Consider the following 15,247-nt stretch of genomic DNA (forward strand, 5'->3'; position numbering starts at 1 on the left):
CCTTCCTGCTACAGTTTATTACGCTTCGTCGCCGAACCAGCAAATATTGCGTGCGGCCATGATGAGCTCACCGGCTTTCTCGTCGGTCAAACCTTCGATATCAGCCAGGTCATCAATGCCCTGATCGGCAAGATCTTCCAGCGTACAAACACCGCGGGCAGCCAGCTTAAATGCCATTGCACGATCCAGACCTTCAAGGTTCAGCAGATCGTCAGCCGGTTTTTTATCACCGAGGCTTTCTTCCTGAGCCAGCGCCAGCGTAGTCAGTGCGTTTTTCGCACGTTCACGAAGTGCCTCAACGGTCTGTTCGTCCAGGCCGTCGATTTCCAGCAATTCTTTCATTGGCACATAGGCCAGTTCTTCCAGGCTTGAGAAACCTTCTTCAACCAGCACGGTGGCGAAGTCTTCATCAATATCAAGATATTTGGTGAAGGTATCGATCGCCGCATGGGCTTCAGCCTGATGCTTCGCCTGCAGATCGTCAACAGTCATGACGTTGAGATCCCAGCCGCTCAGCTGTGAAGCCAGACGCACGTTCTGACCATTACGGCCGATCGCCTGTGCCAGGTTACCCGCTTCAACGGCGATATCCATGGTGTGCTTGTCTTCGTCAACCACGATAGAAGCAACGTCTGCCGGTGCCATCGCGTTGATCACGAACTGAGCCGGGTTATCGTCCCACAGCACGATGTCAATACGCTCACCGCCAAGCTCTGTGGAAACGGCCTGAACACGCGCACCGCGCATACCCACGCAAGCACCGACTGGGTCGATACGCTTATCGTTGGTTTTCACTGCGATTTTCGCACGAGAACCTGGATCACGGGCAGCCGCTTTGATTTCGATAACTTCTTCGCCAATTTCCGGCACTTCGATGCGGAACAGTTCAACCAGCATTTCCGGCTTGGAACGGGTAACGAACAGCTGCGCGCCACGCGCTTCCGGACGCACAGAGTAAAGTACACCGCGAATACGGTCACCCGGACGGAAGTTTTCACGTGGCAGCATGTCTTCACGCAGGATCACAGCTTCAGCATTGCTGCCCAGATCCAAAGAGATGTTGTCGCGGTTCACTTTCTTCACCACGCCGGTGATGATCTCACCTTCGTGCTCACGGAACTGATCAACAACCATCGCACGCTCCGCTTCGCGGACTTTCTGCACGATAACCTGTTTCGCGGTTTGAGTGGTGATACGGTCGAAGGTCACAGACTCAATCTGGTCCTCAACATATTCGCCCACGTTAAAGCTCTCGTCTTCATAACGAGCGGCTTCGAGGGTGATTTCTTTCGTTGGCTGGGTCACTTCTTCAACAATAACCCAGCGACGGAAAGTATCGAAATCACCACTCTTACGATCGATTTCTACGCGAACATCGATCTCTTGTTCGTATTTTTTCTTGGTTGCCGTAGCCAGTGCACTTTCCAGCGCTTCGAAAATCTTTTCGCGCGGCAGTGACTTTTCATTGGAAACGGCTTCAACAACAGCCAAAATTTCTTTGTTCATCGGGGCCTTTCACCTCAATCCAGACTGTTAAAAGTGGGGAACCAGGTTCGCCTTCTGGATGTTACTCAGCGCGAACACTTCATCTTTGCCTTCGACTGTAACAGTGATCATCTCACCATCTACCGCTTTGATAATGCCCTGCCATTTGCGGCGGTTCTGAACCGCCATGCGCAGGACAACCGTAACCTCTTCACCGAGGAAACGTGTGTAATGTTCAGCGGTGAACATAGGACGGTCGAGCCCTGGTGAGGAAACTTCCAGGTTGTAAGCGACGGTAATGGGGTCTTCGACATCCATGACGGCACTGACCTGGTGGCTCACATCAGCACAATCATCAACATTGATGCCATCTTCACTATCAATATAGATGCGCAGCGTGGATGTGCGACCGCGAATAAATTCGATGCCAACCAGCTCGAAGCCCAGTGCCTCAACCGGCGCCGTAAGCATCTCTGTTAATTTCTGTTCTAATGTGGACAAGCCCACCCCCAAGACATAAAAAAAGGGCGTAAAGCCCAGTTATTCTTTAGTCAGATAACAAAAAACCCCGATAAATCGGGGCTTTAGATAACTGAACCCTATAACCGCAAATGCGGTCTGGAGTACTTTCCGTGAGAATTTTTTCAAATCCAGCGACGACATACGAAGAGTATATTTGAAAAAGAACTCAAAGGGAAAGTGGTTGCGGGGGCCGGATTTGAACCGACGACCTTCGGGTTATGAGCCCGACGAGCTACCAGGCTGCTCCACCCCGCGCCTGAAACGTGGCATATTTTACCGGGTTTAGGTAAAAAACGCAAATACTGCTGGGATTTGGTACCGAGGACGGGACGTAAAATCGGCCTGCAGTATATTGAAAATTAATGGGTTCTGTCAACCCATTAATATCCTTGCTTGTTCAGGCATAAAAAAACCTGCTGTTATGCATAATGTTAGCGCCTCCTGTCGGGAATTTTTCAAGGAAAATGCATGAATCACTTCCTGTTCCCGAAAAAAAGTGATTAAATGAAAACTCATTTATTTTGCATAAACATGCAGTGAAAGCAGAAACTTTTACCTCAACACAGTCTGGCAAGCAGGGTTTTACTTTATGACGACGATTCTCAAGCATCTTCCATCTGGTCAACGTATTGGTATCGCTTTCTCCGGTGGTCTGGACACCAGCGCCGCACTGCTGTGGATGCGAAAAAAAGGCGCTGTGCCATACGCCTACACCGCGAACCTCGGTCAACCTGATGAAGAGGATTACGATGCTATTCCACGCCGCGCAATGGAATACGGTGCCGAGAACGCGCGCCTGATCGATTGCCGTAAACAACTGGTTGCCGAAGGTATCGCCGCCATTCAATGCGGAGCCTTCCACAACACCACCGGCGGTTTGACTTATTTCAATACCACCCCGCTTGGCCGTGCCGTCACTGGCACAATGCTGGTTGCCGCGATGAAAGATGATGGCGTGAACATCTGGGGTGACGGCAGCACCTATAAAGGCAACGATATCGAACGTTTCTATCGTTACGGTCTGCTGACCAACGCCGAGCTGAAAATTTACAAACCGTGGCTCGACACTGACTTTATTGATGAACTCGGCGGCCGTCAGGAAATGTCTGAGTTTATGATTGCCTGTGGCTTCGACTATAAAATGTCGGTTGAGAAAGCCTACTCCACAGACTCCAACATGCTGGGTGCAACCCACGAAGCAAAAGATCTGGAATTCCTGAACTCCAGCGTCAAGATCGTCAACCCGATCATGGGTGTGAAGTTCTGGGATGAGAACGTGAAGATCCCTGCGGAAGAAGTCACCGTTCGCTTTGAGCAAGGCCATCCTGTCGCGCTGAATGGCAAAACATTCAACGATGATGTGGAGATGATGCTGGAAGCCAACCGTATCGGCGGTCGTCATGGTTTGGGGATGAGCGATCAGATTGAAAACCGCATCATCGAAGCGAAAAGCCGTGGCATTTATGAAGCACCGGGCATGGCACTGCTACACATTGCTTATGAACGTCTGCTGACCGGCATTCACAACGAAGACACCATTGAGCAGTATCACGCTCATGGTCGCCAGCTGGGCCGTCTGCTGTATCAAGGCCGCTGGTTCGATTCCCAGGCCCTGATGCTGCGTGATGGTTTGCAACGTTGGGTGGCAAGCCAGATAACTGGCGAAGTTACCCTGGAGCTGCGTCGTGGGAATGACTACTCCATCCTCAACACCGTGTCTGACAATCTGACTTATAAGGCTGAGCGTCTGACCATGGAAAAAGGGGATTCGGTGTTCTCACCAGACGATCGTATCGGCCAGTTGACCATGCGCAATCTGGACATTACCGATACCCGTGAAAAACTGTTTGGCTACGCCAAAACCGGTCTGCTTTCAGCATCCTCTGGTAACGGATTGCCTCAGGTTGAAAACCTGGACAGCCATGTGAAGAAGTAATGCTGTGCATATCATAAAGGCCGGATATCCGGCCTTTTTTTTTTATTTTTACATCCAAAAGATGTTGCTATTCACTCACATTTTTCGGGCACATCCCTTTTTTAGGCCTCTTTTACCTGTCCGTTTCGCTCGTTGTGTTTTACCATGCGCATCTATAATTCTGACGTAATAACTCATCAGTATTCATGAGGATTCTCAATGCATATTACGCAACCTGATCGCCCTCAAGAGGCGATTAACCGTCTTCTAAACGCGCTGGAACCCCATGCAATCCCCATGAACGCCATCGCCAGAAAGAAAATCAGCTGGGATTATAAAGGCAAGCATCAGCTTTATCTGTTTAAGAAAGGCGAGATCTCTATGTTGCGTTCTTCAGATGGTTTGTTGATGGTCACCGTTTACGAGCCTCATGTGTTTGGCATTGCCGAAATGATGCAACCGATGCGTACACATGGTTTACGTGCGGAAGTCGAATGTGAAATTCTGCGGATGGATGCTGAGGACGCTATACAGATTTTACGAGAGAAACAGCTATGGGAAGAAGTCACTATTCTGCTCTCCTACCACACCGCCTATTTAACCTATCGCGATGCGCTTGTTCTTCAGCAACGAACCTATTCAGTTATCCGCAATCATTTATTAGAAATGATCATGCTCCCTGAAGAGACGAGAATGCGCGTATCCATGCTCGATTATATTCAGGACCGTACTCACCTCTCACGCAGTAGCGTGCTGAATGTGCTCTCCGCACTGAAAAAAGGGAAATATATCCAGTTCATACGCGGTGGATATTTACAGCATATTGAAACACTTCCTGAAAAATTCTAAGACTTCCAGGCCTTCCTGAATTAACAAATAATAGAAGGCCTTTACATTTAAAAACACAATGACACGCCTGGAAAACCTACTGATTAAAAAGCACGCCAGATTTAAATTTAAACCGTTTTGAATTATCCAATAATAATCATTGGTCCTATCTTAGCAGCCTGCGTTTATCAGTAATCCCATGCTCGCTTTGATAACGGATGATTGTTCAAAATGAAAAAAACACTTGTTGCTTTGATGGTTTTAAATGCTTGTGCAGTATCCACTGCTTTCGCCGCGGGTGATGCAGGTACCTGGTACGGTGGCGCTAAATTCGGCTGGTCTCACTATTTCGATGCCAGCGGAAATAAAGACTTCAACGATAACCTGCATGACGCAACTGATTTCGATATCGATCACGACAATGTCGGCGGCGGTGTATTCGGTGGCTATCAGATCAATGACTGGCTGGCGGTAGAAGGCGGTTACGACTACCTCGGCAACATGCAGATCAACGGCAATAACGGCGTTAACGGTGCCAAAATGAAAAGCCAGGGTCTGCAACTTTCCCTGAAAACCAGCTACGGCTTTACCGATAACTGGGATATCTATGGCCGCTTCGGTGCCATGGGCTATCGCGCTGAATCCGACATCAGCGGCCACAACAAGTTTGAAACTGGCATCCGTCCCGTTGTTGCTTTGGGAACTGAATATGCATTCACGCAGAACTGGGCAGGCCGCCTGGAATACCAGTGGGTTAGCAACGTCGGTAACGCCAACCAGATTGGTGTGAGTGCAGATGTCAGCTCTGTAACGGCTGGGGTGGTGTACCGCTTTGGCCAGCACGATGACGCGCCTGTTGTGACGCCTGCCCCTGTTGAAGCCCCTGCACCTGAAGTAAAAACCTTCAACCTCAAGTCTGACGTGATGTTCGGTTACGATTCCGCGATGCTGACTGAAGAAGGTAAAGCCGCCATCAATCAACTGTATAACTCCCCAGAAATGCAGGCGGCAAAAGGTCATTCGACGACGGTAATTGGTTACAGCGACCGCACCGGCAAGGCTGAATATAACCAGCAGCTCTCCGCACAACGTGCTCAGTCCGTTGCCGATCAACTGGTGAGCCTGGGAATGCCAGCAGCCAACATCCAGACCGAAGGCCGTGGCGCCAGCGATTCTGTCACGGGAAATACCTGTGATAACCAGAAAGGAAACGCTCTGATTTCCTGCCTGGCACCCGATCGTCGCGTTGTCGTGCAGATCTCCGGCCAGTAATTTATCGCGACAGCAACCACTTGATTTATTTGCCCGAGCGCCAGACGACTACGTTGAGGCAAATGCTGGTGTACGCCTGCGAGTCATCAAATCGATGTATGTTGAAGCTGGCTATCGTTATATCGATATGGCAGGAAAAGATGACCATCGGGATAATACCCTGGCCGATGGCGGTTACGCTGGTTTCAATTTCACTTTCTGACACCCCACAGGATCGCCGGGCGACCGGCAATCCTGATCCCATCAAGCAGCAACCTTCAGCGGCTTAAGCATTTCGTTAATCGCTTTAAGCCCGGCAATATTGCCCTCTTTCCGATACGTTTCATTCATCGCTGAAATTTGCTCAAGTTTTGATAACGCCGTATAAACCTGGTGCGCATCGCTATGAGTATCAAATATTTCAGACGGTTTTACATCCGTCAACATCGTTGATTTCAGTGAGTACTGGAGCTTGCTGAGACGTGCTGCATTCTCTTTATAGCAATGAGTCACATCCGAACTTTCTGCGCTCACGGTCTCCTGAGAATGTACAACGGGCACAGCCATATCCTGGATTTCAGTAACCGTATTTGATGAGGATGAACGGCTGCATCCCGCCAGTAATAAGAATCCTGTCAGGGAAAGCAATTTGGTGATAGTCATGGCGTCTTCATATCCGCATAGATGATGTAAAAACAAACGATGAAGACTTTATCGGGTTAACGCAGGTCCAGACAGGAGAGTTTTGTTTATAAAAAAACTCTGGAATAAAGCGAAAAACAGAAAGGACAAAAACAAAAAAAGACGTCTTACGACGTCTCTTTTCTGGAATATTGGTACCGAGGATGGGACTCGAACCCACAAGCCCGTTAGGGCACTACCACCTCAAGGTAGCGTGTCTACCAATTCCACCACCTCGGTACTGAGTACTTAGTGTGGGATATCGCTGCTCGGCTGTGCCGGTGCTGCTGGCTGAGTCTGCTCCGATTTCGGTGCAGTCAGATTTTCCCACTCGCTTCCTTTACTGGTTTTGTTGGTATTCAGGTTACCCAGAACCAGACTGATGATGAAGAACAGCGTCGCCAGAATCGCGGTCATGCGGGTCATGAAGTTACCAGAACCCCCTGAACCAAACAACGTAGCGGATGCGCCTGCTCCGAAGGAGGCTCCCATATCAGCGCCTTTACCCTGCTGCAGCATGATCAGACCAACGAGGCCAATCGCAACAAGAAGGAAAACGACCAAAAGAGCTTCGTACATAATCAACCTGTTCCTTGCGGGATTACCGCATACCAAGTGCTTCAACCAATAAAGCGGGATTTATTAACGTTTCCCACTGAAGCGGGTGTGAATACTAACCAAAGCGAATTGGCTTCGCAAGGGCAATTTTGATGCATTGTATCAAGTGCGGAAAAAAACAGCAAAAGACACACTGTGCGGCAACAAAAAGGCGACAAACGCCGCCTTTTTAAACGTTTATGGTGGGGTTAAACCGCTTTCACAGCGTCAGCGATTCGGTGAGAGAAGGCGTTAACCTGAGCTTCATCTTCACCTTCTACCATCACGCGAATCAGTGGCTCAGTGCCCGATTTACGCAACAGAACACGGCCACGACTTCCCAGAGCAGACTCCACCTCAGCGGTGACGCTTTTCACTGTCTCGTTCTCTAGTGGGTTTTCCGCACCGTCGGTGTAACGGACGTTAACCAGAACCTGTGGGAACATCTTCATGCCGCTACACAGATCCTGCAACGTCATGTGGTTGCGCGCCATCGCGGCAACAACCTGGAGTGCTGCCACGATACCGTCACCGGTGGTGGTTTTGTCCAGCAGAATGACGTGCCCGGAGTTTTCAGCCCCAATGCGCCAGCCCTTCTCCTGCAGTTTTTCCAGCACATAGCGGTCGCCCACTTTGGCGCGGGTAAACGGAATACCAAGCTGCTTCAGCGCCACTTCCAGGCCCATGTTACTCATCAGCGTGCCGACAGCACCTCCGCGCAGCTGGCCCTGACGCAAGCCTTCACGAGCGATGATATACAGGATCTGATCGCCATCGACTTTGTTACCCTCATGGTCAACCATGATCACACGGTCGCCATCGCCGTCAAAAGCGATACCCAGATGCGCTTTTTCTGCCAATACTCGCGCCTGCAAGGCACGAACGTCAGTTGCACCGACTTCTTCGTTGATGTTCAGACCATTCGGTTCACAACCGATAGCGATCACTTTCGCACCCAGCTCGCGGAACACGCTCGGCGCAATGTGATAGGTTGCCCCGTTCGCGCAATCGACCACGACTTTCAGCTCGTTCAGATTCAGCTCATTCGGGAACGTCGCCTTACAGAATTCGATGTAACGCCCTGCAGCATCGACGATACGGCTGGCTTTCCCCAGCTCGGCTGAGTCTACACAGGTGATCTCTTTTTCCAGCTCCGCTTCAATGGCTTCTTCTACTTCATCTGGCAGCTTGGTGCCGTCGATGGAGAAGAACTTGATGCCGTTATCATAGAACGGATTATGAGAAGCAGAGATAACGATGCCCGCTTCAGCACGGAAGGTGCGAGTCAGATAAGCCACTGCCGGCGTGGGCATTGGGCCGGTAAAAGAAGCAGAAAGGCCGGCAGCCGCCAGACCGGCTTCCAGGGCAGATTCCAGCATATAACCAGAAATACGGGTATCTTTGCCGATGATCACTTTACGTGAGCCATGGCGCGCCAGGACTTTACCGGCAGCAAAACCCAGCTTCAGAACGAAATCAGGGGTGATCGGTGCGTCGCCTACACGGCCGCGGATACCGTCGGTGCCGAAATATTTGCGGTTACTCATAGTATTTATTTTCCCTTGCAGACAGCGTGGCTTCTACCACACGCATCGCTTCAACAGTTTCTTTAACATCGTGCACGCGGATGATATGCGCGCCTTGCATCGCAGCAACCGCGGCACAGGCCAGGCTTCCGCTAAGTCGCTCAGTTGGCCCGACATTCAGTAATTGCCCGACCATCGACTTGCGCGACATCCCCACTAACAGCGGCAGGCCAAAGTGATGAAACCCGGACAGACGTGCGAGAAGTGCGTAGTTGTGCTGGAGATTTTTACCGAAACCAAAGCCCGGGTCGAGTAACAATTTCTCTTTTGCGATACCTGCCCGTTCGCAGCGTTCGATATGCTCAATAAAGAAGCGATTTACATCGGCAACGACGTCATCGTACTTTGGCGCTTCCTGCATTGTTTTTGGATTGCCCTGCATATGCATCAGGCACACCGGTAAGCCCGTTTCCGCTGCCGCTTCAAGTGCGCCGGGTTCAGTCAGGGAACGGATATCGTTGATGATATGCGCGCCTACACGGGCGGATTCGCGGATCACTCCCGGCTTTGAGGTATCAACGGAAATCCAGACCTCGAAACGCTGGGCGATAGCTTCAACCACCGGGATAACACGAGCCAGTTCCTCTTCCACGCTAACTTCAGCCGCACCCGGTCGCGTTGATTCTCCGCCTACATCAATAATGGTCGCCCCGGCATTGATCATCAGATTGGCGTGTTTCAGCGCATCAACCAGTTGGTTATGCGTGCCACCGTCTGAGAAGGAATCTGGCGTGACATTAAGAATACCCATCACGTGAGGATGCGAAAGATCGAGCATACTGCCCTGGGCAAAGAGTTTCATGGCGGAGTCCTGGCCTTACGGTAATTAACAGAAAAAGAAAAACCCCGGGGCAAGCCCCAGGGTTTCAATCATAAACAACATGTTCAACAACGGAAGACTTACTTGTCGCCCAGTTGCTCTGACATGGTGTTACCCGGATTCGGCGTACGCGGTTCATCAACCGGACGCGGCGCTTTCGGGGTGCCATTGCTGTCAGAGTTGTTGCTGCTGCCGTTGTTATCTTCCCAGCCAGCTGGCGGGCGAACATCACGACGAGCCATCAGATCATCAATCTGCGGTGCATCGATGGTTTCGTACTTCATCAACGCATCTTTCATGGTATGCAGAATGTCCAGGTTATCATTCAGAAGCTGACGAGCGCGAGCATAGTTACGCTCAATCAACAGCTTCACTTCCTGGTCGATGATACGGGCTGTCTCATCGGACATATGCTTGGCTTTCGCAACAGAACGGCCGAGGAACACTTCACCCTCTTCCTCTGCATACAGCAGCGGACCAAGTTTTTCAGAGAAGCCCCACTGAGTGACCATGTTACGCGCCAGGTTTGTCGCGACTTTAATATCGTTGGACGCCCCGGTAGACACATGCTCCGCACCGTAGATGATTTCTTCAGCCAGACGACCACCGTACAGCGTAGAGATTTGGCTTTCCAGCTTCTGACGGCTGGCGCTAATCGCGTCGCCTTCCGGCAGGAAGAAGGTCACACCCAGCGCACGACCGCGCGGAATAATCGTCACTTTATGCACCGGATCGTGTTCCGGTACCAGGCGGCCGATGATCGCGTGACCTGCTTCGTGATACGCCGTGGACTCTTTCTGTGCTTCCGTCATCACCATGGAGCGGCGTTCCGCACCCATCATGATTTTGTCTTTCGCTTTTTCGAACTCAACCATCGACACGACACGCTTGTTACCGCGAGCAGCGAACAGAGCCGCTTCGTTGACGAGGTTAGCGAGATCCGCACCGGAGAAGCCTGGTGTACCGCGCGCAATGATTGCCGCATCGATATCTGGCGCCAGTGGAACGCGACGCATATGGACTTTCAGGATCTGTTCACGACCACGTACGTCTGGCAGACCGACCACAACCTGACGGTCGAAACGGCCTGGACGCAACAGCGCAGGGTCAAGTACGTCAGGACGGTTAGTTGCCGCGATAACGATAATACCTTCGTTACCTTCGAAACCATCCATCTCAACCAGCATCTGGTTCAGCGTCTGCTCACGTTCATCGTGACCACCGCCCAGACCGGCACCACGCTGGCGGCCTACGGCGTCGATTTCATCGATGAAGATAATGCACGGTGCCGCTTTCTTCGCTTGTTCGAACATGTCGCGCACACGGGATGCACCCACACCGACGAACATTTCGACGAAGTCAGAACCGGAAATGGTGAAAAAAGGCACCTTCGCTTCACCGGCGATCGCTTTCGCCAGCAGCGTTTTACCGGTACCCGGTGGGCCCACCATCAGGACGCCTTTTGGAATTTTACCGCCCAGCTTCTGGAAACGGCTTGGCTCACGCAGGTATTCAACCAGCTCAGCGACTTCTTCTTTCGCTTCGTCACAGCCTGCGACGTCAGCAAAAGTGGTCTTGATCTGGTCTTCCGTCAGCATGCGCGCTTTGCTCTTACCAAACGACATGGCGCCTTTACCGCCGCCGCCCTGCATCTGGCGCATGAAGAAGATCCAGACACCAATCAGCAGAAGCATTGGGAACCAGGAAATGAAGATAGAAGCCAGCAGGCTTGGTTCTTCAGGGGGTTCACCCACGACTTTCACGTTTTTGGTCAGCAGGTTATCAAGCAGTTTAGGATCGTTAACCGGAATGTAAGTCGTGTAACGGTTACTATCTTTCTTGGTAACGTTGATCTCACGTCCGTTGATACGCGCTTCGCGAACCTGGTCCTGATTGACCTCTTGCAGGAAGGTAGAGTAATCCACCTTACGGCCATTTGACTCGCTGGGCCCAAAGCTCTGGAACACAGACATCAGCACCACTGCGATGACCAGCCAGAGTATTAGGTTTTTCGCCATGTCACTCAAGGGATTAACCTCTTATTACAACTGTGTTAATAACAGCGTCAGGTTACTATACATCCTTCACATTTCATACCGCCGCCGTACCGGCATGGGTGCAAAATCGTCGGGTTATGGTTTTCGCCCGGTCGCTACAATGTACACTTCACGCGAACGAGCGCGCGAAGAGTCCGGCTTACGAACTTTCACTTTCGTAAACAGGGAGCGAATTTCCTTAAGGTACTCCTCGAAACCTTCGCCCTGAAACACCTTCACTAAAAAACTGCCGCCTGGAGCCAAAACATCACGGCTCATCTCAAGCGCCAGTTCCACCAGATACATGGCACGGGGGATATCCACCGCCGGTGTTCCGCACATGTTTGGAGCCATATCGGACATGACAACCTGGACTTTACTGTCACCTACGCGTTCAAGTAACGCTTTCAGCACTAATTCATCACGAAAATCGCCCTGAAGGAAGTCGACACCGACGATGGGATCCATCGGCAAAAGATCGCAAGCAATGATGCGACCCTGACCGCCTATCTGCGTAACGGCATACTGTGACCATCCGCCGGGCGCTGCACCGAGATCGACGACCGTCATTCCCGGCTTAAAAAGTTTGTCACTTTGCTGTATTTCATCAAGTTTAAACCAGGCACGGGAACGTAACCCCTTTTTCTGTGCCTGCTGAACATATTTATCGCTAAAGTGTTCCTGAAGCCAGCGGCTGGAACTGGCAGAACGCTTTTTACCTGTCATTTAACTTTCCCATTGGGACGGTTCATCCTATCCGGCTGCGTAAATTTTAACGGCCGATTTGGTGATAATTGGGAGATGGCGGTAGAATGAACCGTTTTCAATCCCAACGTAAGCAAAAATATACGATGAATCTGAGTACTAAACAAAAACAGCACCTGAAAGGTCTGGCACATCCGCTCAAGCCGGTAGTTATGCTTGGCAACAATGGTTTGACCGAAGGGGTACTGGCCGAGATTGAACAAGCGTTGCAGCACCACGAACTCATCAAGGTGAAAATCGCCTCGGAAGATCGCGAGACTAAAGTCCTTATCGTGGAAGCTATCGTTCGCGAAACCGGCGCCTGTAACGTACAGGTCATCGGCAAGACGCTGGTTCTGTATCGCCCAACAGCAGAGCGTAAAATCTCGCTGCCACGTTAAGAGTAACCTGAATTGAACACATGTGATGTGTAAAACGAGGGGTTTTCGCGGGCAGGTGAGCAAAATGCCACGCTCTCAACGTTGATAAAAGGCCGCTATGCGGCCTTTTTCTTATCTTTACATTGCGTCAACAAAGCGGAATTACAGGTAATCCACTTTGACTATCTCATATTCAACTTCGCCACCCGGCGTCTGAATGGTCACTACGTCGTCCTGCTCTTTACCGATCAGACCCCGTGCGATAGGCGAGTTTACCGAGATGAGATTCTGCTTAAAATCAGCCTCATCATCGCCAACAATACGCCAGCTTGTCTCTTCATCGTTATCCAGGTTCAGCACCTGTACAGTAGCGCCAAAAATCACGCGGCCGGTGTTCGGCATTTTGGTGATATCGATAACCTGAGCGTTGGACAGTTTCGCTTCAATATCCTTGATACGACCTTCGCAGAAGCCCTGCTGCTCACGCGCGGCATGATACTCAGCGTTCTCTTTCAGATCGCCATGTTCGCGGGCATCGGCAATGGCCGCAATGATTTCAGGGCGGCGAACGGATTTCAGGTACTCCAGCTCTTCGCGCAGTTTTTCAGCACCACGTAAGGTCATCGGAATAGCTTGCATGGGTTTTACCTCTTCATCATTCCTTGAGGTACAGCTCGCGCTGCGCCCCTGTACTTTCTCCGTCAACCCACGGGCTTACCAGGAGAAAAGCAAAAAGAAAACTGACCCGGAACAAAATGTCCAGGGCAGCGGCAATTTTTCTGTTTGATGCGTATTTTACCCTGAAGTTCACTATGGGTCATCGTTTACTTTACAGGGCGTTGCGCCGTAGTATGGCGGTTTGTTTCCAGGTTGTTAGCGCGAGAATATGCGATTTTCCAGATTTATCATCGGATTGACCACCAGTTTAGCCTTTAGCGTCCAGGCCGCGAACGTTGAGCAGTACGTCACTCAGCTCCCCGCCGGCGCCAATCTTGCTCTTATGGTGCAAAAAGTCGGCGCACAAGCTCCCGACATTGATTATCACAGCCAGCAGATGGCCCTGCCGGCAAGTACCCAGAAGGTGATTACCGCCCTGGCGGCATTGCTGCAACTGGGTCCCGATTTTCGCTTTACCACCACACTGGAAAGTAAAGGTAGCGTTGATAGCGGCATTCTGAAAGGCGACTTAATTGCGAGATTTGGCGGCGATCCTACCCTAAAACGGCAAGATATTCGCAATATGGTGGCGGTTCTGAAAAAATCAGGCGTCCAGCAAATTGAAGGCAATGTGCTGATCGACACCTCTATTTTCGCCAGCCACGATAAAGCCCCGGGTTGGCCGTGGAACGATCTCACACAATGCTTTAGCGCCCCTCCTGCGGCAGCGATTGTCGATCGTAACTGCTTCTCTGTCTCACTTTATAGCGCGCAAAAACCCGGCGATTTAGCGTTTATTCGCGTTGCATCCTACTATCCAGTGACGATGTTCAGTCAGGTTCGCACCCTGCAAAAAGGGTCTGGCGAAGCGCAATACTGCGAGCTGGATGTTGTTCCGGGCGATCTGAACCGCTACACGCTGACAGGGTGTCTGCCACAGCGTTCAGAACCGTTACCGCTGGCGTTCGCCATTCAGGATGGCGCAAGCTACGCCGGAGCAATCCTTAAGGATGAGCTCAAGCAAGCCGGTATTACCTATTCGGGCACATTATTGCGCCAGACGCTGATCAACGATCCGGGCACCGTCATCGCCAGCAAGCAGTCGGCACCGCTGCACGATCTGTTGAAGATCATGCTGAAAAAATCCGACAACATGATAGCCGATACCGTCTTTCGCATGATTGGTCATGCTCGTTTCGGCGTGCCGGGGACCTGGCGTGCGGGATCAGACGCCGTCCGTCAGATCCTCCGTCAGCAGGCTGGCGTCGATTTAGGCAACACCATTATTGCCGACGGTTCCGGGCTTTCTCGCCACAACCTGATCGCCCCAGCGACCATGATGCAGGTGCTGCAATACATTGCGCAGCACGACACCGAGCTGAATTTCATCTCTATGCTGCCGTTAGCGGGTTATGACGGCTCTCTGCAATATCGTGCGGGTCTGCATCAGGCGGGCGTGGATGGAAAGGTGTCGGCCAAGACGGGCTCATTGCAGGGCGTGTATAACCTGGCGGGCTTTATTACGACGGCCAGCGGTCAACGCATGGCGTTTGTACAGTATCTGTCGGGCTACGCGGTTGAACCTGCGGACCAGCGTAATCGCCGCATTCCATTGGTTCGTTTCGAAAGCCGCTTGTATAAAGACATTTACCAGAACAATTAAAGCAGAAAGGCTCCCGATGGGAGCCTTTCTGCTGCCGGGTGGAGCTGCGCTTACCCGAACTACTGTTCTTGTAGGCCCGACA

General features: G+C 51.3%; 14 protein-coding genes, 2 tRNA genes and 1 pseudogene. 6 read left to right on the forward strand and 11 right to left on the reverse strand.

The annotated features are described in order from the left end of the window. Positions 1-18: 18 nt before the first annotated feature. The 3 genes from nusA to ACLW56_RS11775 all read right to left on the reverse strand — a co-directional run bounded on the left by nusA (position 19) and on the right by ACLW56_RS11775 (position 2,262). A complete protein-coding gene (gene nusA / locus ACLW56_RS11765) occupies positions 19-1,506 on the reverse strand; it encodes a transcription termination factor NusA (protein WP_330983960.1) in 1,488 nt (495 codons plus the stop codon). Positions 1,507-1,533: 27 nt separating this feature from the next. Continuing rightward, positions 1,534-1,986, reverse strand: a complete 453-nt coding sequence (gene rimP, locus ACLW56_RS11770; protein WP_330983961.1) for a ribosome maturation factor RimP — start codon at positions 1,984-1,986, stop codon at positions 1,534-1,536. A gap of 199 nt (positions 1,987-2,185) precedes the next feature. Further along, a tRNA-Met gene (locus ACLW56_RS11775) sits at positions 2,186-2,262 on the reverse strand. A gap of 334 nt (positions 2,263-2,596) precedes the next feature. On the opposite strand from ACLW56_RS11775, the gene argG reads away from it, so the two are divergent. From argG to ACLW56_RS11795, 4 genes and pseudogenes are all read left to right on the forward strand, one after another. Further along, the gene (gene argG, locus ACLW56_RS11780; RefSeq protein WP_330983962.1) at positions 2,597-3,943 is read left to right on the forward strand and encodes an argininosuccinate synthase; all 1,347 of its coding nucleotides are present in this window, start codon (positions 2,597-2,599) and stop codon (positions 3,941-3,943) included. A gap of 198 nt (positions 3,944-4,141) precedes the next feature. Beyond that, positions 4,142-4,771: a winged helix-turn-helix transcriptional regulator gene (locus ACLW56_RS11785; protein ID WP_330983963.1), complete on the forward strand. Its 630-nt coding sequence runs from the start codon at positions 4,142-4,144 to the stop codon at positions 4,769-4,771. Positions 4,772-4,981: 210 nt separating this feature from the next. After that, positions 4,982-6,022, forward strand: coding sequence for a porin OmpA (gene ompA, locus ACLW56_RS11790; RefSeq protein WP_330983964.1), 1,041 nt, complete (start codon positions 4,982-4,984; stop codon positions 6,020-6,022). 43 nt (positions 6,023-6,065) lie between these two features. After that, a pseudogene (locus tag ACLW56_RS11795) lies at positions 6,066-6,224 on the forward strand (YfaZ family outer membrane protein); the annotation flags it as partial. A 41-nt stretch (positions 6,225-6,265) separates the two neighbouring features. On the opposite strand, the gene ACLW56_RS11800 reads toward ACLW56_RS11795, so the two are convergent. The 7 genes from ACLW56_RS11800 to rlmE all read right to left on the reverse strand — a co-directional run bounded on the left by ACLW56_RS11800 (position 6,266) and on the right by rlmE (position 12,447). After that, entirely contained in the window at positions 6,266-6,664 is a 399-nt protein-coding gene (locus tag ACLW56_RS11800) for a hypothetical protein (RefSeq protein WP_330983965.1), read from the reverse strand. A 171-nt stretch (positions 6,665-6,835) separates the two neighbouring features. Next, positions 6,836-6,922: transfer RNA gene (locus ACLW56_RS11805), tRNA-Leu, on the reverse strand. Between the two features lie 9 nt (positions 6,923-6,931). Further along, entirely contained in the window at positions 6,932-7,261 is a 330-nt protein-coding gene (gene secG, locus ACLW56_RS11810) for a preprotein translocase subunit SecG (protein ID WP_330983966.1), read from the reverse strand. Between the two features lie 227 nt (positions 7,262-7,488). Beyond that, positions 7,489-8,826, reverse strand: a complete 1,338-nt coding sequence (gene glmM / locus ACLW56_RS11815) for a phosphoglucosamine mutase (RefSeq protein ID WP_330983967.1) — start codon at positions 8,824-8,826, stop codon at positions 7,489-7,491. Beyond that, positions 8,819-9,667, reverse strand: coding sequence for a dihydropteroate synthase (gene folP / locus ACLW56_RS11820; RefSeq protein WP_330983968.1), 849 nt, complete (start codon positions 9,665-9,667; stop codon positions 8,819-8,821). The genes glmM and folP overlap by 8 nt, the downstream gene beginning before the upstream one ends. A gap of 98 nt (positions 9,668-9,765) precedes the next feature. Then, positions 9,766-11,703, reverse strand: a complete 1,938-nt coding sequence (ftsH, locus tag ACLW56_RS11825) for an ATP-dependent zinc metalloprotease FtsH (RefSeq protein WP_330983969.1) — start codon at positions 11,701-11,703, stop codon at positions 9,766-9,768. 114 nt (positions 11,704-11,817) lie between these two features. Next, entirely contained in the window at positions 11,818-12,447 is a 630-nt protein-coding gene (gene rlmE, locus ACLW56_RS11830) for a 23S rRNA (uridine(2552)-2'-O)-methyltransferase RlmE (RefSeq protein ID WP_330983970.1), read from the reverse strand. A 125-nt stretch (positions 12,448-12,572) separates the two neighbouring features. Here rlmE and yhbY point away from each other — a divergent pair, with 125 nt between their 5' ends. Beyond that, complete coding sequence (yhbY, locus tag ACLW56_RS11835) at positions 12,573-12,866, forward strand: ribosome assembly RNA-binding protein YhbY (protein ID WP_330983971.1); 294 nt, start codon at positions 12,573-12,575, stop codon at positions 12,864-12,866. Positions 12,867-13,007: 141 nt separating this feature from the next. Here the strand turns inward: yhbY and greA are convergent, their stop codons facing one another. Beyond that, entirely contained in the window at positions 13,008-13,484 is a 477-nt protein-coding gene (gene greA, locus ACLW56_RS11840; RefSeq protein WP_330983972.1) for a transcription elongation factor GreA, read from the reverse strand. 247 nt (positions 13,485-13,731) lie between these two features. Between greA and dacB the strand changes: the two genes are divergently transcribed. After that, a complete protein-coding gene (gene dacB / locus ACLW56_RS11845; protein ID WP_330983973.1) occupies positions 13,732-15,165 on the forward strand; it encodes a serine-type D-Ala-D-Ala carboxypeptidase in 1,434 nt (477 codons plus the stop codon). Positions 15,166-15,247: the final 82 nt, after the last annotated feature.

This window comes from Pantoea sp. sgz302252 (assembly GCF_047713085.1).
Lineage (GTDB): Bacteria > Pseudomonadota > Gammaproteobacteria > Enterobacterales > Enterobacteriaceae > Scandinavium.

Coding starts and splice junctions, on each gene's coding strand:
- dacB (WP_330983973.1), top strand. CDS start 13,732: ATGCGATTTTCCAGATTTATCATCGGATTGACCACCAGTTTAGCCTTT.
- nusA (WP_330983960.1), bottom strand. CDS start 1,506: ATGAACAAAGAAATTTTGGCTGTTGTTGAAGCCGTTTCCAATGAAAAG.
- ACLW56_RS11785 (WP_330983963.1), top strand. CDS start 4,142: ATGCATATTACGCAACCTGATCGCCCTCAAGAGGCGATTAACCGTCTT.
- yhbY (WP_330983971.1), top strand. CDS start 12,573: ATGAATCTGAGTACTAAACAAAAACAGCACCTGAAAGGTCTGGCACAT.
- ACLW56_RS11800 (WP_330983965.1), bottom strand. CDS start 6,664: ATGACTATCACCAAATTGCTTTCCCTGACAGGATTCTTATTACTGGCG.
- folP (WP_330983968.1), bottom strand. CDS start 9,667: ATGAAACTCTTTGCCCAGGGCAGTATGCTCGATCTTTCGCATCCTCAC.
- glmM (WP_330983967.1), bottom strand. CDS start 8,826: ATGAGTAACCGCAAATATTTCGGCACCGACGGTATCCGCGGCCGTGTA.
- greA (WP_330983972.1), bottom strand. CDS start 13,484: ATGCAAGCTATTCCGATGACCTTACGTGGTGCTGAAAAACTGCGCGAA.
- rlmE (WP_330983970.1), bottom strand. CDS start 12,447: ATGACAGGTAAAAAGCGTTCTGCCAGTTCCAGCCGCTGGCTTCAGGAA.
- ftsH (WP_330983969.1), bottom strand. CDS start 11,703: ATGGCGAAAAACCTAATACTCTGGCTGGTCATCGCAGTGGTGCTGATG.
- argG (WP_330983962.1), top strand. CDS start 2,597: ATGACGACGATTCTCAAGCATCTTCCATCTGGTCAACGTATTGGTATC.
- ompA (WP_330983964.1), top strand. CDS start 4,982: ATGAAAAAAACACTTGTTGCTTTGATGGTTTTAAATGCTTGTGCAGTA.
- secG (WP_330983966.1), bottom strand. CDS start 7,261: ATGTACGAAGCTCTTTTGGTCGTTTTCCTTCTTGTTGCGATTGGCCTC.